The sequence below is a fragment of the Kitasatospora sp. NPDC101447 genome (genome assembly GCF_044767225.1).
Taxonomy (GTDB): Bacteria; Actinomycetota; Actinomycetes; order Streptomycetales; family Streptomycetaceae; genus Kitasatospora.
Genome location: NZ_JBIWNL010000011.1, coordinates 230315 through 253591 on the forward strand (window position 1 = coordinate 230315; position 23277 = coordinate 253591).

Genomic DNA, 23277 nt, shown 5'->3' on the forward strand with positions numbered 1-23277 from the left:
GCTCACCGACCGTCCCCGAACCGTCCGCCGACCACCGACCCCCCGCTCCAGAACGGGACCACCCATGCCCCTGCACCCCCAGGCCGAGGCCCTGCGCGCCCGGCGCGCGAGCAGCGGCGCACCGCCGCTCTACACCCTCACCCTCGCCGAAGCCCGCGCCGCCGACCTCGCCGACATCCGCGCCGCGGCCGGCACCCCCGAACCGGTCGCCGCCGTCGAGGAACACCGCATCGAGGGCCCCGAGGGCGAACTCGCCCTGCGCCTGTACCGCCCCGAACCGCCCGGCCGCCCACTGCCCGCCCTGCTCTACCTGTTCGGCGGCGGCTGGACCCTCGGCTCGCCCGACACCAGCGACGCCGTCTGCCGCCGCCTCACCAACGCCGTCGGCTGCGTCACCGCCTCCGTCGGCTACCGGCTCGCCCCCGAACACCCCTTCCCCGCGGCCCTGCACGACTGCCGCGCCGCGCTCCGGCAGCTGGTCGAACGCGCCGAGGAGTTCGGCGTCGACCCCGAGCGCCTGGCGGTCGGCGGCGACAGCGCCGGCGGCAACCTCACCGCCGCCCTGACCCTCCTGCTGCGCGCCGAGGGCGGCCCCGCCCTGCGCCACCAACTGCTCGTCTACCCCAACACCGACCACGGCGCCGACACCCCCTCGCTGCGCGCACACGACGACCCGCTGTTCTTCAACCGCCGCTCGGTCGCCTGGTACTGGGGCCACTACCTGGCCGACCCGGCCGACGGCGCCTCCCCGTACGCCTCCCCGCTGCGCGCCGCCACCCTGGCGGGCCTGCCGCCCGCGACCGTCCTCACCGCCGAGTACGACCCGCTGCGCGACGAGGGCGAGCAGTACGCCGAGGCGCTGCGAGCCGCCGGGGTCCCGGTGGAGCTGCGCCGCTACGAGGGCGTGCCGCACGGCTTCTTCGCCATGACCGGGACCCTGGACGCCGCCGCCGAAGCCCAGGCGCACGCCGCCGGCCGGCTGCGGGAGGCCCTTCGGTGAGGCTCCGGCTGGAAGACCTGCACGCCTCCCTCGCGGACCCGCTGCTGGACGCGATGACCTTCCTCAACGAGGTCACCACCCGCTACCCCGGGGCCGTCTCCTTCGCCCCCGGCCGCCCCTACGAGGGCTTCTTCGAGCCCGAGGACGTCCCGGCCCACCTTGAGCGCTTCCTCGCCCACCTCGCGGAGCGCGGGCTCGACCGGGACGCCGTGCGCAGCACGCTGTTCCAGTACGGCCCCACCAAGGGCATCATCGCCGACCTGGTGGCCCGCACCCTCGCCAACGACGAGCGCCTGACCGTCGACCCCGCGTCCCTCGTGCTCACCGTCGGCGCCCAGGAGGGCATGCTGCTCACCCTGCGCGCGCTCTGCGCCGGCCCGGACGACGTCCTGCTGGTCAGCTCGCCCTGCTACGTCGGCGTCACCGGCGCCGCCCGGGTGCTCGACCTGACCACCCGGCCGGTCCCCGAGGGCCCGGACGGCGGGCCCGACCCGCAGGCCGTGCTCGCCGCCGCGAGGGCCGTCCGCGCCGAGGGGCGCCGCCCGCGCGCCCTCTACGTCGTCCCGGACTTCGCCAACCCCTCCGGAACCAGCATGCCGGTCGACGCCCGCACCCGGCTGCTGGAGGCGGCCGCCGAGGAGGACCTCCTGGTCATCGAGGACAACCCGTACGGCTTCTTCGCCCGCACCCCGGGCCTGCGGCCCACGCTCAAGGCGCTGGACCGCCGCGGCCGGGTCGTCCACCTGGGATCCTTCGCCAAGACCTGCTTCCCCGGCGCCCGGCTCGGCTACGTCGTCGCCGACCAGGAGGTGGCCGGCCCCGGCGGGCGCAGCGGTCTGCTCGCCGACGAGCTGGCCAAACTGAAGAGCATGACGACGGTCAACACGCCCGCGCTCAGCCAGGCCGTCATCGGCGGCATGCTGCTGGCCCACGACTGCCGTCTGCGCGCCGCCAACGCCCGTGCCACGGCGCACTACGCGGCCGGCCTGGACACCCTGCTGCGGGAGCTGGACCGGCACTTCCCGGCCTCCGAGCGGCGCCGCCTGGGCGTCTCCTGGAACCGGCCGGACGGCGGCTTCTTCGCCGTGCTGACCGTGCCCTTCACCGCCGACGACGCGGCGATGGAGCGCTGCGCCCGCGACCACGGGGTGCTGTGGACACCGATGGCGCCGTTCTACCCGGCCGGCGGCGGCGAGCACCGCCTTCGGCTCTCCGTCAGTTCGCTGACGCAGGCTCAGATCATCGACGGTGTGGCGAAGTTGGCGGCCTTCATCGGCTCCTGAGTGCGCTCCTCCTGAGCGGGTGCGCAGCGTGGGCGTGCACGCCTCCTGAGCGCACGCACGCCCACGGGCCCGGCTCATGGCGAGCCGGGCCCCTCCCTCTGCCGTCTCCGGGCCCGGCCCGGCTCAGCGCGGCCCGGTTCGGCGTGTCCGGGTTCAGCGCACCCGGGTGGAGAACAGCCGGGCCGACCAGTACACCGCCAGGGCGGTCATCACCACGACCACCAGCAGCCCCTGCCAGACCGCGGCGTCCCCGGCGTGCCCCGAGAACAGCGCGCGCATGCCCTCCACCGCCCAGTAGAAGGGGTTCCACCGGGCGAGCTGCTGCAGCCACTGCGGCGCCAGGGTGAGCGGCAGCAGCACCCCGGACAGCAGCGCGATCGGCTGCGCGATGGTGTTGACCACCGGCGCCATCGCCGCGTCGGCCGGCACCATCAGGGCGATGCCGAAGGAGATCGCCGAGGTCATCAGCGCCAGCAGTCCCAGCAGCAGGTAGGCGAGCAGCAGGTTCAGCGGGCTCACCCGCAGGCCGAACGGCAGCGCGATCAGCGTGATCAGGACGGCCTGCACCAGCAGCGCCACCATCTCCCGCAGAGCCCGTCCGAGCAGCAGCGCGAGCCGGCTCACCGGGGTCACCCGGGAGCGTTCGATGATCCCGGCCTTGAGTTCGCCGAGCAGGCTGAAGCCGGTGAACAGCCCGCCGAAGATGCACAGCACCGCCAACAGGCCCGGCACGTACACCTGGTAGGCGTCGGCGTAGCTGTTCGCGCCCTCGGGGGCGAGCACCTTCTTCAGCAGGGGGGCGAACAGCAGGAGGTAGAAGAGGGGCTGGATGATGCCGACGGCGATCCAGACCGGGGTGCGGATCATCAGCAGCAGCTGGCGCTGGAAGACCAGCCAGGTGTCGCGGGCGAGCTTCACGGTCTCCCCAGGGGGTCGGACGGGGCAGGGTGGCGGCGGGTCATGGGGTGTCGGCCGCGGGGCCGGCCTGGCGCAGCGAGCGTCCGGTGCGGGCCAGGAACACGTCGTCCAGGCTGGGCCGTTGGAGCTGGACGGTGCCGGGTGTCACGCCGGCCGCGTCCAGGGCGCGCAGCAGCCGGGGGACGGCCGCGGCGCCGTCCTCCAGGTACAGCCGCAGCCCCCGGTCCCCGTCGGGCTCCAGCCGGTGCAGGTACGGCTGCGGGCGCAGCACCTCGCCCGCCCGCTCGACGGCGCCCTCCCCGGCGGCCAGGCCGAGCAGGACGACGTCACCGGAGATCTCCCGCTTGAGCGCCTCGGGCGTGCCCTCGGCCACCACCCGGCCGTGGTCGACGATGGCGACCCGGTCGCAGAGCGCGTCGGCCTCGTCCAGGTAGTGGGTGGTGACCACGACGGTCATACCCTCGGTGCGCAGCCGGCGGATCTCCTCCCAGACGTGCGCCCGGCCGGACGGGTCCAGCCCGACGGTCGGCTCGTCCAGGAACAGCACCCGGGGGCGGTGGATCACCCCGAGGGCGATGTCCACCCGGCGGCGCTGGCCGCCGGAGTAGGTGGCGCACGGCCGGTCGCCGAACTCGCCGAGGTCGAAGGCCTTGAGCGCGTCCTCGGCGGCCCGGACGGCCTGGGCCTTGGCCGCGCCGTACATCCGGCCCTGCAGCACCAGCTCCTCGCGGGCGCTGACGTTGTCGGTGGTGCCGCCGCCCTGGGCGACGTAGCCGATCCGGCGGCGGACCCCGGCCGGGTCGGTGAAGAGGTCGGCCCCGGCGATGACGGCGCGGCCGTCGTCGGGGCGGATGAGGGTGGCCAGCATGCGCAGGGTGGTGGTCTTCCCGGCGCCGTTGGGGCCGAGGAAGCCGTAGATCTCGCCGGCGGCGACGGCCAGGTCGATGCCGCGCACGGCGTCGACGCTCCGGCTGTCGCCGCTGCGGCGGGAGGTCTTCTTGCGGTAGGACTTGCGCAGTCCCGTGGTCTCGATCAACCGGAACTCCCGTACGGGGATGGGCTGCCACGGCACCTGGGAAGGCGGTGCTCGGCACCTGCGGAGGGCGGTGCTGCTGCGACACCCTAGGGTGAACTCCCACCCGGAAACAATGGCCTAGACCAATGGACGTGTGATCTCCGGTTCTGCTAAGGGGACTTCCCGGCCGAGGCGGTCAGCCGAGTGCCTCCAGCCGGTCCGCGGCGGCCACCGCACCGCCTCCGGCCAGCAGGTCCGTCCCGACCCGAACCGCCGCTTCCCGATGGGCCGTTGCCTCCAGCACGGTCCCCAGCGCCTCCGCCAGCCGCTCCGCGGTGACCCTGGCGAACGGCACCCGGAGTCCGGCCCCGACCGCCGTCACCTGCGCGGCCACGAACGGCTGGTCGTGCCGGATCGGCGCGGTGACCAGCGGCAATCCGTGCGCCAGGGCCTCGCCCACGGTGTTCATCCCGCCGTGGCACAGCACCGCGTCCAGCTCGCCGCGCGCCATCAGCGCCGCGACCGGCGCCCGGTCCACCGCGACCGCCCGCGCCGGAAGCGCGGGCAGCAGCCCGCGCGGCGCCGCGAACACCGGCTGCACGTCCTCGCCGCACAGCTCCAGTGCCCGCACGGCCCGGGCGAGGAAGGCCGCGCCCAGCTCCCCGGCCAGCGTCCCCATGGTGACCAGCACCCGCCGCCGGCCCGGCAGCAGCCGCTCCCACGGGAACCCCGGATCGTGCGGCCGCGCCGCGATCACCGGCCCGACCTGCGCGTGGTGCGGCGGCGCGGCGCGGCCGGTCAGCGCCGGACCGGTGGTGGCCAGCACCAGCGCGGGGGAGAAGCGCGGGTCGACGTACTCCGCCCCGGGCAGCCGGGCACGCTCCCACAGCCCGCGCAGCAGCCCGGTCATCCACGCCTCGACCTGCGGCAACGCACGGTAGGGGCGGCCCAGTTCCATCGCCCCGGGCGCGAAGCTCGCCCACGGCAGGCCGTGCCGGTGCGCGACCAGCGCGCCCGCCGGGGTGTGCTGGTCCACCAGCAGCACGTCCGGCCGGTACTCCCGCACGACCGCGTCCAGCGGCTTCGCGGTGAACCGCGCGTACGGGACGATGAAGCCCTCCCAGAGCGAGCGCAGAGCGGCCAGCCCGTGCCCGCCCTGCGCCCGGAACGCCCGGGTGCCGGTGCCCAGCACGCGGGCGTCACCGCCGAGCAGCGGGCGCAGCACCGACTCCGTACCGGTCCAGGCGACGTCGTGGCCGCGCGCGGCCAGTTCGGCGGCGATGCCCGCGGCCGGGTTGACGTGTCCGGTCAGCGGGGGCATCACCAGCAGGAACCGGGTCACCGGGCGCCCTCCTCGGGGAGCAGCCGCTGCAGGTCGGCGACGGTCAGCGCCTCCAGCCCGGCCAGGTCCAGCCCGGCGCGCAGCGCGGCCAGGTCGGCGGCCGGGCCGAAGCGCTCGCGCAGACGCCCGGCCAGCGCGGCGAGTTCGGCCTCGTCCAGCAGCAGGTCGCCGTCCAGCCGGGCGTCCGGGGTGACGTGGCGGGCCCAGCCGGGCGGCGCGCCGGCCACCTCGACCACGAGGGCGACCAGCTCCGGATCCAACGGCACGGCGGAGGACGGGGGTTCGGGATGCGACACGGGGGATCTCCCACCTGCTCGACGGCGCGGGGGTGAACGCGACCGCACCGGAGCGCAGTTGACGGCTTCCGGGAACGCGGTCGCGAGAGGGGTTCGAAGACGGCCCCGGGTCCGGTCTCGGATTCGAGATCACTTGTGCGACCCGGCGGGCGTCGGAATACTAGCCCGGGTGACCGCACTGGAGGCAGTGGCCGTTCACCTCCCCCCGCACGCCGTCCCCATCGAGGCGGTGGGCGAGCGCATCGGCCTGACCCCACGTCAACTCCGTCTCTTCCGCCGCTTCCACGGCCTGGACCAGCTGCGCCTGGATCCGACCGGGACGCTGCCCGACCTGCTCGAAGCCGCCCTCGACGGCCTGCCGGACCTGCGCGGACGCGAACGCGACATCCGCTTCGTGATCCACGCCCGCAGCATGCCGGTGGCGGTGCCCCACCCGCTCAACCCCCTGCACGAGCTGCTCGCCGCGCGCGGCCTCGGGCACGCCAACGCCTTCACGGTGACCCACCACGCCTGCGCGGTGGGCCTGCTGGCCATCGACCTGGCCGGCCGGCTGCTCGCGTCCGAACCCGACCCGGCGGCGCTCGCACTGGTCCTGGCGGGGGAGAAGACCTTCACCAGGGACGCCCAGGTGGTGCCGGAGACCGGCATCTTCGCCGAGGGCGCGGCCGCCTGCCTGGTCAGCGCCGGGGGCGAGCGGCACCGGGTGCTCTCCTTCGCGGTGCGCCAACGCCCCGAGTTCGACGGCCGGTTGGCCGGGGACCCGGACCTGCTGGCCCGCTACCAGCGCGAGTACCCGGACGTCATGGTCGAGGCGATCGAGGCCGCCCTCGACCGGGCCGGTCTGGGCCTCTCCGACTTGGCGGCGATCCTCCCGCACAACGTCAACCAGGCGTCCTGGCGGATGATCGCGCGCCGCCTCGGCTACCCGGTCGAGAAAGTCGTGCTGGACAACGTGCGGTCGGTCGGGCACAGTTTCGCTGCAGACAGCCTCATCAATCTTCACACCGCCATCACGCGGGGGCTGCTCCGCCGCGGCGACCGCTACCTGATCGCCGCCGCCGGTGTCGGAGCCACCTTCTCCGCGATGGCGATGCAGTGCTGACGACGCGCCGATGACCGGCCGGCGCACCTACCGACGACCAGTCGGCGACCAGCCGACGGCCAGCCGGCGACCGGTCGGTCGCCCGGGACCGTCGGCCACACCCCAGAGCCCTCCGGGCGCACTTCCCACGTACGACGGGACGGTACCCCCATGTCAGAACCCGTGGTCCAGACCACTGACCCCGAGCTGCGCGAGCGCATCCTGCACGGCATCGGCGAACTCCTGCCACGCGTCCTCAAGCGCGAACTGCCCGAGATCCCGCAGGACGCCTGCCTCTTCGACGACCTCGGCCTCACCTCCGCCGGCACCATCGAGCTCATCCTGGAGCTCGAAGAGTCGCTGGACATCCAGGTGGACGTCGAGCAGATCACCGAGGACGACCTGCGCTCGGTCACCAGGCTCGCCGACTACGTCGCCGGGCACGTCATCCCCGAGGACTGACCGGGTGCCCCCCGGCCCCTCCGGCCTGCGGATCACCCGGGCGCTCGCCCGCCGCTTCGACGGCCGCTCGGAGACCTCGCTCGATCCGGACCTGCGGGTGTTCGTCTCCGACCTGGTCCGCCCGTACGGCCTGCCGCTGCGCGAGGACCTGCTGCGCGAGGGCGTCGGCCACTCCTACGAGGAGCTGGCCGCCGGACTGCTGCGCGAGGCACTCGCCGAGGACGAGCCGGTGGACCTGCTGGTCCTCGCCTTCGACACCCCGGACGTCCGCCCCGGCGCGCCGTCCTCGCTCGCGCTCAGCCGGTCCGTTCCGGGCGAGCCGCTCGCCTTCGCGATCTGCGACCAGGGCACCGCCGCGGCGTTCACCGCCCTGCGGCTGGCCGCCGACCACCACCGCACCGGCGGCTGCCGTCGGGCCGTGGTGGTGCTCGCCGAACAGACCGCGCTGCACTACCGGCCGTCGGAGCCGGTCGTGTTGCCGGAGCGGCACGCGGCGGTGGTGCTGGTGTGCGAGGAGGAAGCCGGGGCCGGGCTGGCCGTCCGTCAGGTGACCGGTGCCGGTCCGCCCGAGGACGCGGTGCGGGCCCGGGCCGGGGAGCTGGGGGCGCGGGCGGAGGTCCTGCACGACGGCGGCTTCGGCACCGGGGAGCCCGCCCAGCCCTTCACCGGCCTCTGGGCGCGGCTGGCCGAACACCTGCCGCGCTGGCGGCGGGAGGAGCGGCCGGCCCTGCTCGCCGGGTACGACCGTCGGCTCGGGGTGCTCAGCACGGTGGTCCTGCCGTGAGCGGGGCCGTGAGCGAGGTCGAGTGCTGGCTCATCGACACCGGCCGGCCCGCGGCGGTCGTCGCCGACCTGTGGCAGCTGCTCGACGCCGACGAACGCGCGCGGGCCGACGGCATGGACCCGGTGCTGCGCGACCGGTTCACGGTGGTGCGCGGCGCCGTCCGGCGGCTGGTGGGCGCCCGGCTGGGCCGTCCACCGGCCGAGGTCCGCTGGCGGCGCGGGCCGAACGGCAAGCCCGAGGCCGCGGACGCCGGTGGCCTGCGGGTCAGCTGGTCGGCCTCGGGCACGCTCGCGGTGCTGGCCCTGGCCGAGCAGCGGGCGGTCGGCGTCGACGTCGAGCGACTGCACGAGGCCCGGACGGCCGAGCGGATGGCCGCGCGCTGGTTCCCGTTCGAGGAGGAGCGCTTCGTCGCCGAACCCGTCGAGCCGTCCGAGCGGGCGGCCCGCTTCACCGGACTGTGGTGCCGCCGCGAGGCCTGCGTGAAGGCGTACGGCGGACGGCTGACGCAGTCCTTCGGCGTGTCCGTGGTGGGGACGTCCCCGGTGCTGGTGGCCGACCCCGGCGGGCTCGGAGCCGGCCCGGCGAGGGTCTGCGACGTGCCCGTCCCGGGGCCGTTCCGGGCTGCCGTGGCGGCACTGGGCGATCCGCCGTTACATGTCAACTCCTGTGTATGGCAGCAGAGTTGACGGTCCGCTGAATCGAGCGGGCTTTGGTCTGGACCAGTCCGGCGGGCCGCTGGTAGCGTCCCGATCACACCCCCCCCGCTGAGCCCCTCCCGGCGAGCCGAAAGGCGCGTACGACGTGACTCCGCACGACCTGATTGCCCGCGAGGCGGCTCCGCGCGAAACGCCCCTCCCCGAGGCGGCCGCGCGCGAATCGACCGCACGCGAGGCGGCCGCACGCGAATCGACCGCACCCGAAACGGCCCCGCGCCGGACGGCCCCGATCGACCCGCGACCGGCCGCCAGGCAGGTCGGAGTCCGCTTCGCCGCCGTGAGCAGCGGATCCGGCCCGCTGACCCGCGGCCAGGACAACATGATCCGCTGCATCCGGAGCGACGCCCCGGAGCGGATCAACAAGGACTCCGTGTGGCCGGTGCCGGCCGGCACCTCGGTCCCGGCCGGCCTGGAGGCCCTGAGGCTGCTGGTCGAGCGGCACGAGTCGCTGCGCACGTCCTTCCCGCCCGGCCCCGGCCCGGACGGCTTCCCGGTCCGCCAAGTGGTGCACCCGAGCGGGCGCTTCACCGTGGCGGTGGTCGAGGCGGACGGCCACGACGACGGCCGGCTGGACGCCCTGGCCGGCGAGCTGGGGCGGGCCGACGTCGCCGTCCCGCTGGACCTGGCGGTGGCGCCCCGGATCCGGTTCACCCTGGTCGCCCGGGGCGAGCAGCTGCTCCGACTGGTGGCCGTGGTCTGCCACGCGGGTGCCGACGGCGCCGCCACCGCCGTGCTGATCCAGGACTGGTGCGCCCTCGCCGCCGGGCGGGAGCTGCCGCCGGTCGTGGCCCCGACACCGCTGCGGCTGGCGGCCGCGGAGCAGAGCCGGCAGGGCCGGCGCAAGGCGGCGGCCGGACTGCGGCACTGGGCCCGGGTGCTGGGCGGCGCCCCGCAGACCGTCTTCGCGGACCCGCGCGTCACCGGCCCGCCCCGCGACCACACCGCCTTGATGGTGCGCTCGGCTTCGGCGGCCGGGCACCTCGCCGCGGTCTGCCGCCGGGTCGGCGCCAGCCCGTCCGTGGTCCTGCTCGCCGCCTTCGCCGCGCTGGTCGCCCACCGGGCTGGCCGGCGGGGAGGCCTGGTCATGTCGGCGCTCTCCGCCAACCGCCACCAGGCCGAGCTGATCGACCACGTCGGCACCCTCGCGCAGGACGCGCTGATCCTGCTGGACACCGATGCGGCCGATCTCGACCAGCTGATCGGCCGCGCCAAGTCGGCGTCGCTGAAAGCCTATTGGAACAGCATCCTGGACGCCGAGCAGGTCTGGCAGCTGGTCGAGGACGTCGCCCACCGGCGCGGCTCCCGGTTCGCCCGCCAGGTGGTCGTGAACGACCTGAGCCTCACCGTCCCGCCGGCCGTCGCCGACGCCCAGCCGCCCCCGTCCCGTGACCCCGAGCTGACCCCGCTGCCCGGCCCGCCGCTGCCGGTCCGGCTGATGCTGGCGATCCTGCGGATCACCGGCAGCCTGGACTTCGTCCTGGTCGCCTGCCCCCAGGTGCTCGACGCCGAGGAGACCGAGGGGTTCGCCCGGGCGCTGCTCGCCCTGCTCGCGGCGGCCGCCGAAGGCCCGGTGCTGCTCGCCGACCTGCCCGCCGTGCTCGGCCCGCCGGCCGAACGGCCCGGCGGCGAGTGGCGGTTGGTCGACGGCTCCTGGATCGACCTCGCGGCCGTCCGCGCCCTCGTGGACGCCGCCGTCGGCCCGCACCGACTGTCGCTGGCCGAGGGGAGGCTGGTCGCCGAGATCGCCACCGACGATCCCGCGCTCGACCCAGCTACTGCGCACCGCGCCGTCGTCGCCGCCCTGCCGGGCCGTGACACCGCGATGGCGCCGCACCACTACGTCGTCCGGCGGGCGACGGCGGACGGTGAGGAGATCGAGGCCGGAAGCGGGCGGGATCCGGAGATCGTCGCCCGGCTGTCCGCACTCACCTGAAGGGATGATCCCGGGCGGGCGCGGGCCGCTCACTCCGACGGGTCCTCGGCGCGAACGGCGACGAGCCCCGCCGCTCACCGGGTCGGGTCCCCGTCGTCGTCGCCGAGCCCCCACGGGAGGTCCCACGAGCACGCGGAGGTGGCCCCCGAGGTGAGGCCCCACGGGCTCGGGACCTCCTCCGCGTCCTCGCCCTGCAGCGGCAGCCGGTCGATCACCGCGACCAGTGCGGGCGGCAGCTGCGGCGCCAGCCCCCGGTGCACCCGGGACAGGATGTCGCGCCGTACGTCGGCCGGCAGCAGCGGTCTGCTCATCCGCAACGGCCTTGGCCCGGGTGGGCGTTCGGCCGAGGAGAGCTGGTCCGACCAGGCCCGCCAGTAGTCGGCGTCGTCGGTCTCGCCGAGCATCAGGTGGTGCAGGTGCAGGCAGTACGCGGCCGTCCCGCTGCCGGAGCCGGCCGCGAAGCGCCACCAGAACTCGGCGCCCTCCTCCTTGCCGGTGGCGTACAGCAGCGCCCCGAACACCTCCGCTCCCTCGGGCTGGATCCGGCGCGCGTTCACCAGCAGGTCGAGCCCGCGCGAGGCGTCCGGCGCGCCCAGCACCAGGGCCACCACCAGGCCCAGTTCGAAGGAGGCCTGTTCGTACTCCGACGGCAGGTGGGTCGGCGCGGCGGTCAGCCGGGCCTGGCGCACTTCCGCGATCCGCTCGGCGTGGGCGCGTTCGGGCCGGGGCACCTGGATCACCGCACGCCCCCCGCCCGTGCCGCGAGCCCCGCCGGTGCCGTGCGCCCCGTCCGTCGTGCGCGCCCCGCCCGTCGGCCCCGGCCCGCCGGTCGCGTGCGCCCCGCGCGGGGACCCGCCCGCCCGCCGGTCCGTCACAGTTCGCCCCCGCGGTCCGGGAGTTCGCCCACCCCGAGCCGGCGCGCCAGCCGTTCGCGGGCGTGCCGCAGATTGGAGTGCACCGTCGCCACCGGACGCCCCAGGTATGCCGCGATCACCTTCACGTGCAGGCCGAGCAGGTAGCGCAGGATCACCACGTCCCGTTGCCGGTCCGGGAGTTCGAGGATCGCCGCGTAGAGCCGCACCTCGTCCGCCTCGCTCTGCAGCAGACCCTTGGCCACCTGCTTGAACGCGTTGATCACCGCGGCGAAGGTGACCGCCTCCACCTCCACCGGCTCCTCGGCGGAGACCCAGTCCGCGACGTGCCGGTTGGCCAACCGCCAGGTGTACGCGGCCGGTTCCTCGAACCGCAGCACCTGGGGCCAGCAGCGGGCCAGGTCGGCCTTCACCGCCGCGACCACCAGCGCGGCGTCGGCCCGACTGCCTATCCTGGTCAACGCGAGGGCGTGCCAAGCGGGTTCGTGCGTCTCGCAGAACGCGGCGTAGGTGAGGTCCAGGCGCAGGCCGAGGTCTCCGCCGAGCCCCCGGTCCGGGCCCGCCCCGCCGGTGCAGTCCACTGCCGTCCCGCCCCGGTACCCGCGCGCGGGGGCACCCCTGTCGATCGTCATCGAGCCTGCTTTCCGTGGCCGTCGGCTGCTCGCCAGGCCACCCGAGGGTCGGGCTGTCCGTGCCCATCCTCATTCCATCAGGCCTGTCACTCCAGGCTGCAAAGCGAACACTGATTGTCATCTCATGTGATACGACGGCTCGTTGAATCGATCCGGCGGTGATTGGCACCCGGTTACCGTGGGCAGCAATGCGATCGGTTGCCGGCATGCGAACGATGGACCGAGGGGGAAACGCGATGGGTCTCTACGACGGGGTGGACCTGCGGCTGAACGTGCCGCACTCGGCCCGGATGTACGACTACTTCCTCGGCGGCTTCACCAACTTCGCCGCCGACCGCGAGGCCGCCGGGCACGCCCTCGCCGTCGCGCCGTGGCTGCGCAGCGGCGCCCGCGCCAACCGCTCCTTCATGCACCGCTCCACCCGCGCCCTCGCCGAGGCCGGCTTCGACCAGTTCCTCGACATCGGCACCGGTATCCCCACCTCGCCCAACCTCCACGAGGTCGCCCAGCGCGTGGCGCCCGGGGCCCGCGTCGTGTACGCCGACAACGACCCGATCGTCCTCTCGCACGCCCAGGCGCTGCTCACCGGCACCCCCGAGGGCCGCACCGCCTACGTCGAGGCCGACGTCACCGACGTCGCCCGGCTGCTCGACGCCCCCGGGCTGCGCGACACCGTCGACCTCCGCCGCCCCGTGGCGCTCTCCCTCAACGCGCTGCTCCACTTCGTGCCCGACGCCCACGGCGCCTACGAGCTCGTCGAGCACCTCAAGTCCGTCCTCGCCCCCGGCAGCGCCCTGGTGATGACCCACGTCACCCCCGACTTCGCGCCCACGGACATCGCCGACCTGGTCCGCATCTACGAGTCCGCCGGCACCGCCGTCCAGGCCCGCACCCGCTCCGAGTTCGCCCGCTTCTTCGACGGCTGGACCCTCCTCGCCCCGGGCGTCGTCCCCACTCCCCAGTGGCGCCCGGCCCCCGACGATCCGCCGGTCTCCGCCCCGGAGGCATCCGCGTACGCGGCGGTGGCCATCCGGTCCTGACCCGTTCGGGTCGTTCCCGCCCCCGATTTCCGCCGTTGACGAACCATCGAGGCGTGCGGCGCGTCCTGTGACTCAGGAAGCGGCTCCGGCCGCGATGTCCGGATAGAGGGGGACCATGTCCACACAGTCGTCGGAATTCCGTCACAGCCGCCGCGCGGTCCTGGGGCTCGGCTTCGGAGCAGCAGTCGCCGTCACGGCCTCGACCGGCGGTGCGGCGTACGCGGAGAGCGGGCCCGACACCCACCGCCTGCTCGCGGCGATGGAGCGGGAACACGGCGTCCGCCTCGGCGTGTTCGCCCGGAACGTCTCGACCGGCAGGACGGTCCGCTACCGCGCGGACGAGGCGTTCCCGATGTGCTCGGTCTTCAAGACCCTCGCGGCCTCCGCCGTCCTGCGCGACCTCGACCGCAACGGCGAGTTCCTCGCCCGGCGGATCCACTACACCGCCGAGGACATCACGCGGTCCGGCGGCGAGGAGAGCGCGGCGGTGACCAAGGACCACCTGGCGGACGGCATGACCGTCGCCGAGCTCTGCAAGGCGGCCATCGACCACAGCGACAACACCGCCGCCAACCTGCTGCTCCGGGAACTCGGCGGCCCGACCGCCGTCACCGACTTCTGCCGCTCGATCGGTGACCGCACCACCCGCCTGGACCGCTGGGAGCCCGAGCTCAACTCCGCCGAACCGGACCGCGGCACCGACACCACCACCCCGCGGGCCATCGCCCGCACCTACCGCCGGCTCGCCCTCGGCCACGCCCTCCCGCCCGCCAAGCGCGAACAGCTCACCACCTGGCTGCGCGGCAACACGACCAGCACGAACCGCTTCCGCAAGGGCCTCCCGGCGGACTGGGCCCTCGCCGACAAGACCGGCTCCGGCCGGTACGGAACCGCCAACGACGTCGGCATCGCCTGGACCCCGTCCGGCGCGCCCGTCGTCCTCGCCGTGCTGACCACCAAGCCCGACGAGGCCGCCGTGCGGGACGAGCCCGTGGTCGCCGAGACCGCGGCGCTGCTCGCCTCCGTGCTCGGCTAGCCCGACCCGCCCGCAGGTGCCGGGGCGGCGGCGGGCCACGAGCCCCCGCCGCCCCGTTCCGTGCGGCACAGGCCGCTCCTCCCAGCCCTCCGCTCCTCCTCCCGGTTCGACCTCCCCCGGCGGCGCGCCGTCGCGGCCCCGGCCTCGCCGCCGTCCGCCGGGCTGATCCCGTACGCCCGTCCCGCCCCACCCGTGCGCCCCCGCCACGCCGGGGACAGACTGGTGGTGGACCGATGCTGCCCCGCGACGCTGGGAGACGCATGCTGCTGGGACTCACCACCGCGTTGGTCGCGACCGTCTGCTTCGGCTTCGGGGCGGTCTTCCAGGCCCGCGGTGCGCGGTCCGCCCCGCGGGCCGACCGGGTGCGGGCGGGGCTGCTGGCCGCGCTGGTGCGGTCGTGGCAGTTCCTGGTCGGGACGCTGGTGGACATCGTCGGTTTCGTGCTGAGCATCGTGGCCCTGCGCAGCCTCCCGCTGTTCCTGGTGCAGGCCGTCACCAACGCCAGTCTGGCCGTCACCGCGCTGGCCGCCGTCTGGCTGCTGGGCGCGCGACTGCACCGGAGCGACGTCGCGGGCATCCTCGCCGTCGTCGTCGGCCTGACCCTGCTGGCGCTGGGCTCGGGCAAGGAGGGGCGCAACCACGCCCCGGAGGCCTTCCACTGGGCGCTGCTCGCGACCACCGCCGTCATGCTGCCGGCCACGCTCGTCCTGGTGCGCCGGAACGGCACGGCGGCCGCCGCCGGGCTGGGCCTGCTGGCCGGGGTCGGTTTCGGGGTGACCAGCCTGGCGGTGCGGGTGATGGACGCCTCCGGCCTGCTCGCGATCCTCACCGACCCGGCGACCTACGCCCTGGTCGCCGGTGGTCTCGGCGGCTACCTGGCGTACGCCCTGGCGCTGCAGCGGGGCACCGTGACGGCCGCGACCGCCGCCGGGACGGTGGCCGAGACCTTCGGCCCGGCCCTGGTCGGCGTCGTGGCGCTCGGCGACGCCGCGCGTCCCGGGTTCGAGTGGTGCGCGCTGACGGGCTTCGCGGTGGCGGTGGGCGGCACCTTCCTCCTCTCCCGCTTCGGCGAACTGGAGGGCGAGTCGGCCGAGCTGGTGAGGCCGCACCCGGGCGCCGGGGCGGAGCAGGCGGTCCCGCCCCGGTAGCCCGGTCGGCGCCGCCGTGCGAAGGTGACTTGCCGGACAAATCGGACGGCGACTGGCCTCAGAGCGGCAGGTGCGCGATGGCGGAGGACCCCCGATCGGAACCCCACCCCGGATCCCGGCGGTCGGCGCCGACCGAGCGCCCGGTCGCGCTGATCACCGGCGCCTCCTCCGGAATCGGCCTCGCCACCGCCCTCCGGCTGGCCGGTGCGGGCTGGCGGACCCTGGTCTCCGGCACCGACCGCGCCCGCCTCGACGAGCTCGCCGACCGCACCGACGGCCTGGCCCTGCCCGAGGACCTGAGCAAGCCGGACGGTCCGCGCCGCCTCGCCGAGGCCGCCCTGGCCGAGGCCGGCCGGGTGGACGCCCTGGTCGCGAGCGCCGGCCTCGGCTGGCGCGGCCCGTTCGCGGAGACCCCCTCCGACACCCTCGACCGGATGATCGAGGTCAACTTCGCCGCCACGCTGCGCCTGGTCCGCCTCCTCCTGCCCGGCATGCTGGAGCGCCGCCACGGCCGGATCGTGCTGCTCGGCTCGATGGCCGGTCAGGTCGGCGTGCGCGACGAGTCGGGCTACGCGGCCACCAAGGGCGGGCTGACGATGTTCGCGGAGAGCCTCTGGTACGAGCTGCGCGGAACGGGCGTGGGGGTGCGCCTGGTCCTCCCGGGCGCGGTGGACACCCCGTTCTTCGACCGGCGCGGCACGCCGTACCAGCGCGAACGGCCGCGCCCCGTCTCGGCGGAGCGGGTCGCGGACACCGTCGTCGCGAGCATCACCACCGAGCGCGACCGCCTCTACGTGCCGCACTGGCTGGGCTTCCCGGCCCGCATCCACGGTGTCGCGCCGGGCGTGTTCCGCCGGATGGCCTCCCGCTTCGGGTGAGCCCGGGGTGAGGATCGCGACCGGAGCCCTCGCCGCCGCGGCCGCCGCGGAGTTCCTGCACCTCGCCCCCGCCGCCGTCCGGCTCCCACCGCTGCGCCGCACCGTCGCCCGCCGCATGGCCGGCCACGGCACCGCCCCGGGCCACGTAGCCCTGACCTTCGACGACGGCCCCGATCCGCGCAGCACCCCGTACGTCCTCGACGCGCTGGACGAACTCGGCGTCCGCGCCACCTTCTTCCTGCTCGGCGCGATGCTGGAACGCGCCCCCGAGCTCGGCGGCGAGCTGGTGCGGCGGGGCCACGAGGTCGCCGTCCACGGCTGGTTCCACCGGCAGCAGTGGTACCCGGCCCCCGCGCGCGACCTGCGCGAGCTGCGCCGCACCGAGGAGGCGGTGACCGGCCTGTGCGGCGCCCGCCCGCTCTGGTACCGCCCGCCGTACGGCGTCCTGACGGCCGGTCCGGCCCTGGCCGCCCGCCGCCTCGGCCTGCGCAGCGTGCTGTGGACCGCCTGGGGCCGCGACTGGACGGCGGATGCCACCGGCGCCTCCGTCTACGCGACCGCCCGCCCCGGCCTGGCCGGCGGCGCGACCCTCCTGCTCCACGACTCCGACTGCACCTCCGCCCCCGACTCCTGGCGCGCCACCCTGGCCGCCCTGCCCCTGATCGCCGCCCACTGCCGCGCCCGGCACCTCACCCTCGGCCCGCTCCGCGACCACGGGGTGCCCGGCCGCACGGACCGGCGGTGAGGCTCGACGCCCTTCGGCAGCAACGCCGTTGAAGCGGAGCCGACCCGACCGGGCCGGACCCGACCGGACCCGACCTAACCGGGCCCAACCTGACCGGACCCGACCTGACCGGGCCGGACCCGACCCTGGTCGGCTCGGTCGGAGCCCGCTACCCCAGTCCCACGCGTCGCAGGGCCTCCCCGAACCCGGCGCGCCAGCCCTCCGGGTCGGCGCCGGGCGAGGGCGCCGGGGAGGGGCGCTTCAGCGCCGCGAGGGCGTTGCGGACGACCTCGGCGGGGTGGGCGGAGGTGACGTCGGCGTGGCCGAGTTCGAGCTCGTGCTGGAGGTTGTCGCGCCCGTGCCCCTGGACCACGTCGAGGAGCAGCAGTCGCCGGCCGAGCGCGCGGGCCTCGCTGCAGGTGTCGCCGGAGCTGGTGACGACGAGGTCGGCGGCGGTCATCAGTGCGGGGACCCGGTCGGTGTGGCCGAACGGGTGCAGCCGGGGTTCGCGGCGGGCGGCGGCGCGCAGGCGGCGTTCCAGTTCCCGGTTGTGTCCGGCCACCGCGAGCACGTGCGGTCCGGCCGCGGCGAGGGAGACGGCGGCGCGGGCGAGCGGCCCGAGCCCCCAGGAGCCGGACATCAGCAGCACGCACCGGGCGTCCGCCGGCACGCCCAGCCCGGCGCGGGCCTCGGACCGTTCCGGCGGGCGGTAGAACGGCTGCCGCAGCGGCGCGGGCACGACGGCGATGTCGGCGTCCGGCCGGTAGCGCCGCACCGCGCACGCGGCGACCTCCGAGGTGACCAGGAACAGGTCCGTGCCCTCCTGCACCCAGAGCCGGTGCGGCGTGACGTCGGTGCAGAACACGAAGTGCCGGAACTCCCGGCCCTGCCCCCACTCCTGCAGCCGGTTGACCGCCGAGGTCGCGGTGGCGAACACCGAGACCACCAGCTGCGGCCGCTGCGCCTCGACCAGCTTCCGCAGCGCCGGGACGAGCCGGGTGCGGGCGGCCGCGTCCGCGAGCAGCGCGATCCGCGCGCCCGTCCGCAGCGCCGAGAAGTGGAACGCGTCGTACACCCCGGGCAGGTCGAGCAGCCGGCGGAAGACGGCCTCGCCGGCCGCGCCGGAGCGTTCGCCGAGCAGGGCCATCGCGTCGACCGTGTCGGTGGTCCAGCCGCGTTCCCGCAGGGTGTCCGCGCAGGCCTGGGCCATCACGTCGTGGCCCTGGCCGAGGGAGCCGGAGATCAGCAGGGCGTGCGGCATCGGGCGGCCCCGGTCAGGTGGCGGTGGACGCGGCGGTGGCGGCCCGGTACCAGTCGGCGTACCGCCGGACGCCCTCGGCGAAGTTGGTCCGAGGCGACCAGCCGAGCAGCCGCTTGGCCTGGGCGGAGGAGATCCGCCGCCCGGTGTAGTCGGCCTTGCGGCCGCCGATGTGCTCGATGCTCACGGGCCCGAGCAGGCCGTCGACGGTGTCGGCGATGTCGCGCACGGAGACGGCGGTCGAGCCCTCCAGGGCGAAGGTCTGGTCCTCGGCGGCGGGGGAGAGGGCGCGCACGTGGGCGTCGGCGAGGTCCTCGACGTAGACGAAGTTGCGGCTCTGCCGCCCGTCGCCGGCGATGGTGATCGGGCGTCCGGCCAGTGCGGCCTGGACGAACCGGGCGACGACCAGTTCGTCGCGCATGCGGGGCCCGTAGGGGATGCCGTAGCGCAGGATGGTGAAGTGCTGCCCGTACAGCTCGCGGTAGCTGTGCACGAGCATCTCGGCGGCCAGCTTGGTGGCCACGTACAGGTGGCCGCTGTGCTCCAGTTCGATCGGTACGTGCTCGTCCAACTCCTGCTCCTCGCCGCCGAGTTGCTCGCCGGCGAGGGCGGCGCCGTAGACCCAGACGGTGCTTGCGAGCACCGTCCGGCTGAGACCGCTGCGCCGGGCGGCCTCCAGGACGGCCTCGGTGCCGTCGATGTTGGTCCGCACGGCGCGGACCGGATCGGCGGAGACCTGCTCGACGTCGGCCATCGCAGCGAGGTGGTAGACCACCTCGCTGCCCGCCAGCGCGGCGGTGAGGGCCTTGAGGTCGAGGACGTCGATCCGCGCGTGCTCGGCGTCGGGGTTGAGGTACTGGTCGGTCATGTCCACCGCGAGGACCTCGTGGCCGGCCGCGATGAGGTGGTCCACGACGTGTGAGCCGATGAATCCGCAGCCCCCGGTGACGGCTATCCGCACGTTCTTGCTCCCTTCACTCCGGTCGGCTCAGCCGACCAGCCGCCGGTACACGGTCGAGACGGCCTCGATGACCTGCTCCGTCTCGTCCTCCGTCATGTCGGAGTGCACCGGCAGGCAGACCTGCCGTGCGCAGAGGTCCTCGGCGGCGGGCAGCGGCCCGCGCCGGTACGGGGCGAGCACCGGCTGGAGGTGCAGCGGCAGGTCGTAGACCTCGCCGGACAGCCGCACGCCGTGCTCCTCGGCGACCGCCCGCTTGAAGGCCGCACGGTCGGTGCCGGCCGGCAGCAGCGCCACGTACTTGTAGTAGTTGCCGCGGCAGCCCGGCGGTTCGAGCACCGGTGCCAGGCCGTCCAGCCCGGCCAGCGCCGCGTCGTAGCGGCGGGCGACGGCCCGGCGGGTCTCGATGAACTCCTTGAGCCGGCGCAGGTGCACCGCGCCGACCGCCGCGTGGAGCTCGCTCATCCGCCAGGAGTAGCCGAGCAGCACGTGGTGGTTGGTGGTGAAGGAGCCCTTGCCCTGGTCGCGGTAGATCCGGGCCTCGTCGCGCAGCTCCGGCGACTCGGTGAGGATCATGCCGCCCTCGCCGCTGGTGGTGACCTTCGTCGGGTAGAAGGAGAAGGCCCCGGCCAGCCCGAAGGTCCCGGCGGCGCGCCCGTCGACACTGCTGCCGTGGGCGTGCGCGGCGTCCTCGACCAGCGGGATGCCGCGCTGGTCGCAGAGCGCGCGCAGGGCGTCCACCCGGGGGGTGACGAGGCCGCCGATGTGCACCAGGACGACGGCGGCGGTGTCCGGGGTGAGGGCTGCCGCCAAGGTGTCGGGGGACAGCGCGAGGGTGGCCGGGTCGACGTCGGCGAACACCGGGCGCCCGCCCGCGTGGACCACCGCGCCGGCGGTCGCGTAGAAGCTGACGGCGGGGACGACGACGTCGCGGCCCCGGACGTCGACGGTGCGCAGGATCACCTCCAGCGCCGCGGTGCCGGTGCTCACCGCGACGGCGTGCGAGGCGCCGTGCTCGGCGGCGAAGGCCTGCTCGAAGCGTTCGGTCCAGGGACCGAGGGTGAGGGCGCCCGTGGTGAGCATCTCGGTCACCGCCTCGGCGACGGCCGCGCGGTCGCTCTCGTCGAACACGATGCGGGCGGCTGGAACGCCCATGGGGCACCTCCGGCGGCTGGCTGCTCAGGCAGCACCGATCAGGTCGGGTCGTCCCGAACCGCACGGACGGCGGTCGGGCCAGGCACATCACGCTACTTCGCCCGGCCGGGTCACGGCCCGTCGTCGCCGCCCGCACGGGTGAACCCGACTGCTTCCTCCGCAGGTAGGAGGGCTACTCCCGGCGCCGGGCGTGCGCTCCTCCGTACGGGGGAGGGCCGTACTGCGTCCGCAGTACGCAAACGGCCTGCGCAGGGACGACGACGGAGCAGGGCCCGCCGATCAAGGATTGGTCACGCTGCGGCGGACCGCGCCCTCAGGGGGCGTACGGCCCGCCCGCGGCGCGCCCTGTACCGAGCACCGCACCGAAGGAGTCCGCTCTCCCGTGGCCACGTTCCTCTACCGTCTGGGCCGATGGGCCTTCGTCCGGCGCCGGCTGGTGACCCTGCTCTGGGTCGCCGTGCTGGCGGCCGTCGGAGTCCTGGCGGCCAAGGCGCCCGCCGCGCCCGACGACGGCTTCTCGATGCCCGGCACGGAAGCGCAGAAGGCCTTCGACCTGATGAACGAGCGCTTCCCCGGCGGCCACGCCGACGGCGCCTCGGCCCGGCTGGTGTTCGTCGCGCCCTCCGGTCAGAAGATCACCGCCGCCCCCAACCAGCAGGCGGTCGAGCGGACGGTCGACGAGCTCGCGCACGCCGAGCAGGTCACCGGGGCGGTCAGCCCGTTCACGGCGGGCGCGGTCTCCAAGGACGGCACCACCGCCTACGCGACGGTCAGCTACGCCGCCAAGGCGGGCGAGCTGTCCAAGGGCGCCACGACCGCGCTGGAGCAGGCCGCCCAGCACGGCCGGGACGCCGGGCTCAAGGTCGAGGTCGGCGGCAACGCGCTGATGGCCAAGCCCGACGCGGGCGGCAGCAGCGAGGCGATCGGCATGGCGCTGTCCGCCGTCGTCCTGGTGATCACCTTCGGCTCGCTGGTCGCGGCCGGCCTGCCGCTGCTCACGGCGGTCGTCGGCGTCGGCCTCGGCATGGCGCTGATCACCGCGTTCGGCAGCGTCCTCGGCCTGTCCACCACCACCGGCACCCTCGCCATGATGCTCGGCCTCGCGGTCGGCATCGACTACGCGGTGTTCATCGTCTCCCGCTACCGGGCCGAGCTGACCGAGGGCCGGACACCGCAGGAGGCGGCCGGCCGGGCCGTCGGCACCGCCGGCTCCGCCGTGGTGTTCGCCGGCCTCACCGTGGTGATCGCCCTCGCCGGGCTCTCCGTGGTCGGCATCCCGATGCTGGCCAAGATGGGCATGGCCGCCGCCGGGACGGTCGTCATCGCCGTGCTGGTCGCGCTCACCCTGGTCCCGGCGCTGCTCGGCTTCATCGGCCGCAAGGTGCTGCCGCGCAAGGTCCGCAAGGCCCGGGGCGACGCCGACCGGGCGTCGACCCAGGAGAACGGCGGCTCCCGCTGGGCGCGGTTCGTGCTCCGCCGCCCGCTCGCGGTGCTGCTCGGCGGCGTGATCGGCCTGGGCGTCCTCGCGGCCCCCGCGCTCGACCTGCGGCTCGGCCTGCCCGGCGACGAGGCCAAGCCCACTTCTACCACCCAGCGCCGCGCCTACGACCTGCTGTCCGAGGGCTTCGGGCCCGGCTTCAACGGCCCGCTGACCGTCCTGGTGGACGCCAAGGGCGTCGCCGACCCGAAGGCCGCGGCGAACGAGGTGTCCAAGAAGCTCTCGGGCCTGCAGGGCGTCGTCACCGTGACGCCGCCGATGTTCAACAAGGCCGGTGACACGGCCCTGCTCAACGCGATACCGGCGACCGGCCCGAGCGAGGCCGCGACCAAGGACCTCGTGCACACCATCCGCGGTGACGCGGCCTCCCTCACGTCGGCCACCGGCGCGACGGTCCTGGTCAGCGGCACGACGGCGATGAACATCGACGTCTCGCAGAAGCTCACGGACGCCCTGGTGCCCTACCTCGCCCTGGTCGTCGGCCTCGCCGTCCTGCTGCTGCTGGTGGTCTTCCGCTCCGTGCTCGTCCCGCTGAAGGCGGCACTCGGCTTCCTGCTCTCGGTGGCCGCCGCCCTGGGCGCCGTGGTCGCGGTCTTCCAGTGGGGTTGGCTGGCCGACCTGATCGGCGTGGAGCAGACCGGCCCGGTGATGAGCATGATGCCGATCTTCATGATCGGCGTGGTCTTCGGCCTCGCCATGGACTACGAGGTGTTCCTGGTCACCCGGATCCGCGAGGGCTTCGTCCACGGCGAGCAGCCCGGCGAGGCGATCGTCACCGGCTTCCGGCACAACGCCCGGGTGGTCACCGCCGCGGCCTTCATCATGATCGCCGTCTTCGCGGGCTTCATCGGGATGAGCGAGCCGATGATCAAGATGATGGGGCTGGGGCTCGCCGCAGCCGTCGCGTTCGACGCCTTCGTGGTCCGGATGACCATCGTCCCGGCCGTCCTCGCCCTGCTCGGCCACCGCGCCTGGTGGCTGCCGCGCCGGCTCGACCGCCTGGTGCCGGACGTGGACGTCGAGGGCAGCAAGCTGCAGACGCCCGCCGCCGAAGCGGCCCCGATCCGGGAGTCGGTCACGGTCTAGCCCGGCCGGGATCCGCACGCCCACCGATTACCGTTGCAGTCAGGGGCCGGCGCCGCGCGCGCCCCCCGCCCCCGACGCGCGCCCCCGCGACCCCCACCCAGTACCCCCCCCGGCAGCGCCTGCGCCGGGACCCCCCCCCCCCATTGGGAGTGGGGGGCGGCG

The 23277-nt window shown here is 75.0% G+C and carries 21 protein-coding genes and 1 pseudogene; 13 read left to right on the forward strand and 9 right to left on the reverse strand.

Annotated elements, in window-relative coordinates:
• Positions 1-43 precede the first annotated feature (43 nt).
• Both ACIRST_RS18545 and ACIRST_RS18550 read left to right on the forward strand, forming a co-directional pair.
• Positions 44-1000, forward strand: a pseudogene (locus ACIRST_RS18545) (alpha/beta hydrolase); the annotation flags it as partial.
• Positions 997-2283, forward strand: a complete 1287-nt coding sequence (locus ACIRST_RS18550; RefSeq protein ID WP_402803145.1) for a PLP-dependent aminotransferase family protein — start codon at positions 997-999, stop codon at positions 2281-2283. The pseudogene ACIRST_RS18545 and the gene ACIRST_RS18550, both read left to right, overlap by 4 nt.
• Positions 2284-2436: 153 nt before the next feature.
• Here ACIRST_RS18550 and ACIRST_RS18555 read toward each other — a convergent pair whose 3' ends face one another.
• The 4 genes from ACIRST_RS18555 to ACIRST_RS18570 all read right to left on the reverse strand — a co-directional run bounded on the left by ACIRST_RS18555 (position 2437) and on the right by ACIRST_RS18570 (position 5854).
• Complete coding sequence (locus tag ACIRST_RS18555; RefSeq protein ID WP_350520881.1) at positions 2437-3201, reverse strand: ABC transporter permease; 765 nt, start codon at positions 3199-3201, stop codon at positions 2437-2439.
• 40 nt (positions 3202-3241) lie between these two features.
• Positions 3242-4237 carry an ATP-binding cassette domain-containing protein gene (locus tag ACIRST_RS18560; RefSeq protein WP_402803146.1) on the reverse strand — a complete coding sequence of 332 codons (996 nt, stop codon included), beginning with the start codon at positions 4235-4237 and terminating at the stop codon, positions 3242-3244.
• Positions 4238-4412: 175 nt separating this feature from the next.
• On the reverse strand, positions 4413-5558 hold the full coding sequence (locus ACIRST_RS18565) for a glycosyltransferase (RefSeq protein ID WP_402803147.1): 1146 nt from the start codon (positions 5556-5558) through the stop codon (positions 4413-4415).
• A complete protein-coding gene (locus tag ACIRST_RS18570; RefSeq protein ID WP_350520878.1) occupies positions 5555-5854 on the reverse strand; it encodes a hypothetical protein in 300 nt (99 codons plus the stop codon). The genes ACIRST_RS18565 and ACIRST_RS18570 overlap by 4 nt, the downstream gene beginning before the upstream one ends.
• 169 nt (positions 5855-6023) lie before the next feature.
• On the opposite strand from ACIRST_RS18570, the gene ACIRST_RS18575 reads away from it, so the two are divergent.
• From ACIRST_RS18575 to ACIRST_RS18595, 5 genes are all read left to right on the forward strand, one after another.
• A complete protein-coding gene (locus ACIRST_RS18575; RefSeq protein WP_350520877.1) occupies positions 6024-6956 on the forward strand; it encodes a 3-oxoacyl-[acyl-carrier-protein] synthase III C-terminal domain-containing protein in 933 nt (310 codons plus the stop codon).
• Positions 6957-7106: 150 nt separating this feature from the next.
• A complete protein-coding gene (locus ACIRST_RS18580) occupies positions 7107-7397 on the forward strand; it encodes a phosphopantetheine-binding protein (protein WP_363573322.1) in 291 nt (96 codons plus the stop codon).
• Positions 7398-7401: 4 nt separating this feature from the next.
• Positions 7402-8181: a hypothetical protein gene (locus ACIRST_RS18585; protein WP_402803148.1), complete on the forward strand. Its 780-nt coding sequence runs from the start codon at positions 7402-7404 to the stop codon at positions 8179-8181.
• Positions 8178-8867: a 4'-phosphopantetheinyl transferase family protein gene (locus ACIRST_RS18590; RefSeq protein ID WP_402803149.1), complete on the forward strand. Its 690-nt coding sequence runs from the start codon at positions 8178-8180 to the stop codon at positions 8865-8867. The genes ACIRST_RS18585 and ACIRST_RS18590 overlap by 4 nt, the downstream gene beginning before the upstream one ends.
• Before the next feature lie 307 nt (positions 8868-9174).
• Positions 9175-10830, forward strand: a complete 1656-nt coding sequence (locus tag ACIRST_RS18595) for a condensation domain-containing protein (RefSeq protein ID WP_402803150.1) — start codon at positions 9175-9177, stop codon at positions 10828-10830.
• 74 nt (positions 10831-10904) lie between these two features.
• Here ACIRST_RS18595 and ACIRST_RS18600 read toward each other — a convergent pair whose 3' ends face one another.
• Complete coding sequence (locus ACIRST_RS18600; protein ID WP_402803151.1) at positions 10905-11570, reverse strand: hypothetical protein; 666 nt, start codon at positions 11568-11570, stop codon at positions 10905-10907.
• Between the two features lie 131 nt (positions 11571-11701).
• Positions 11702-12334 carry a sigma-70 family RNA polymerase sigma factor gene (locus tag ACIRST_RS18605; protein WP_350520871.1) on the reverse strand — a complete coding sequence of 211 codons (633 nt, stop codon included), beginning with the start codon at positions 12332-12334 and terminating at the stop codon, positions 11702-11704.
• A 236-nt stretch (positions 12335-12570) separates the two neighbouring features.
• Here ACIRST_RS18605 and ACIRST_RS18610 point away from each other — a divergent pair, with 236 nt between their 5' ends.
• From ACIRST_RS18610 to ACIRST_RS18630, 5 genes are all read left to right on the forward strand, one after another.
• A complete protein-coding gene (locus ACIRST_RS18610) occupies positions 12571-13374 on the forward strand; it encodes an SAM-dependent methyltransferase (protein ID WP_402803152.1) in 804 nt (267 codons plus the stop codon).
• A 115-nt stretch (positions 13375-13489) separates the two neighbouring features.
• Positions 13490-14410, forward strand: a complete 921-nt coding sequence (bla, locus tag ACIRST_RS18615; protein ID WP_350520869.1) for a class A beta-lactamase — start codon at positions 13490-13492, stop codon at positions 14408-14410.
• Between the two features lie 260 nt (positions 14411-14670).
• The gene (locus ACIRST_RS18620; RefSeq protein WP_396546296.1) at positions 14671-15558 is read left to right on the forward strand and encodes a DMT family transporter; all 888 of its coding nucleotides are present in this window, start codon (positions 14671-14673) and stop codon (positions 15556-15558) included.
• Positions 15559-15635: 77 nt separating this feature from the next.
• Positions 15636-16436, forward strand: coding sequence for an SDR family NAD(P)-dependent oxidoreductase (locus ACIRST_RS18625; RefSeq protein ID WP_350520867.1), 801 nt, complete (start codon positions 15636-15638; stop codon positions 16434-16436).
• 7 nt (positions 16437-16443) lie between these two features.
• Entirely contained in the window at positions 16444-17181 is a 738-nt protein-coding gene (locus ACIRST_RS18630) for a polysaccharide deacetylase family protein (RefSeq protein WP_402803154.1), read from the forward strand.
• Positions 17182-17329: 148 nt separating this feature from the next.
• Here ACIRST_RS18630 and ACIRST_RS18635 read toward each other — a convergent pair whose 3' ends face one another.
• The 3 genes from ACIRST_RS18635 to ACIRST_RS18645 are packed head-to-tail and all read right to left on the reverse strand — an operon-like array spanning position 17330 to position 20531.
• Positions 17330-18421, reverse strand: coding sequence for a hypothetical protein (locus tag ACIRST_RS18635; RefSeq protein WP_402803155.1), 1092 nt, complete (start codon positions 18419-18421; stop codon positions 17330-17332).
• A 13-nt stretch (positions 18422-18434) separates the two neighbouring features.
• On the reverse strand, positions 18435-19379 hold the full coding sequence (locus ACIRST_RS18640) for an NAD-dependent epimerase/dehydratase family protein (protein WP_350520864.1): 945 nt from the start codon (positions 19377-19379) through the stop codon (positions 18435-18437).
• Positions 19380-19406: 27 nt separating this feature from the next.
• Positions 19407-20531: a DegT/DnrJ/EryC1/StrS family aminotransferase gene (locus ACIRST_RS18645; RefSeq protein ID WP_350520863.1), complete on the reverse strand. Its 1125-nt coding sequence runs from the start codon at positions 20529-20531 to the stop codon at positions 19407-19409.
• Positions 20532-20913: 382 nt separating this feature from the next.
• Here ACIRST_RS18645 and ACIRST_RS18650 point away from each other — a divergent pair, with 382 nt between their 5' ends.
• Positions 20914-23115, forward strand: a complete 2202-nt coding sequence (locus tag ACIRST_RS18650) for an MMPL family transporter (RefSeq protein ID WP_402803157.1) — start codon at positions 20914-20916, stop codon at positions 23113-23115.
• Positions 23116-23277 lie beyond the last annotated feature (162 nt).

Bases quoted from the DNA above. Each gene is read 5' to 3' on its own strand.
- ACIRST_RS18605 (WP_350520871.1), bottom strand. From the start codon at position 12,334: ATGACGATCGACAGGGGTGCCCCCGCGCGCGGGTACCGGGGCGGGACG.
- ACIRST_RS18610 (WP_402803152.1), top strand. From the start codon at position 12,571: ATGGGTCTCTACGACGGGGTGGACCTGCGGCTGAACGTGCCGCACTCG.
- bla (WP_350520869.1), top strand. From the start codon at position 13,490: ATGTCCACACAGTCGTCGGAATTCCGTCACAGCCGCCGCGCGGTCCTG.
- ACIRST_RS18580 (WP_363573322.1), top strand. From the start codon at position 7,107: ATGTCAGAACCCGTGGTCCAGACCACTGACCCCGAGCTGCGCGAGCGC.
- ACIRST_RS18635 (WP_402803155.1), bottom strand. From the start codon at position 18,421: ATGCCGCACGCCCTGCTGATCTCCGGCTCCCTCGGCCAGGGCCACGAC.
- ACIRST_RS18645 (WP_350520863.1), bottom strand. From the start codon at position 20,531: ATGGGCGTTCCAGCCGCCCGCATCGTGTTCGACGAGAGCGACCGCGCG.
- ACIRST_RS18625 (WP_350520867.1), top strand. From the start codon at position 15,636: ATGGCGGAGGACCCCCGATCGGAACCCCACCCCGGATCCCGGCGGTCG.
- ACIRST_RS18620 (WP_396546296.1), top strand. From the start codon at position 14,671: ATGCTGCTGGGACTCACCACCGCGTTGGTCGCGACCGTCTGCTTCGGC.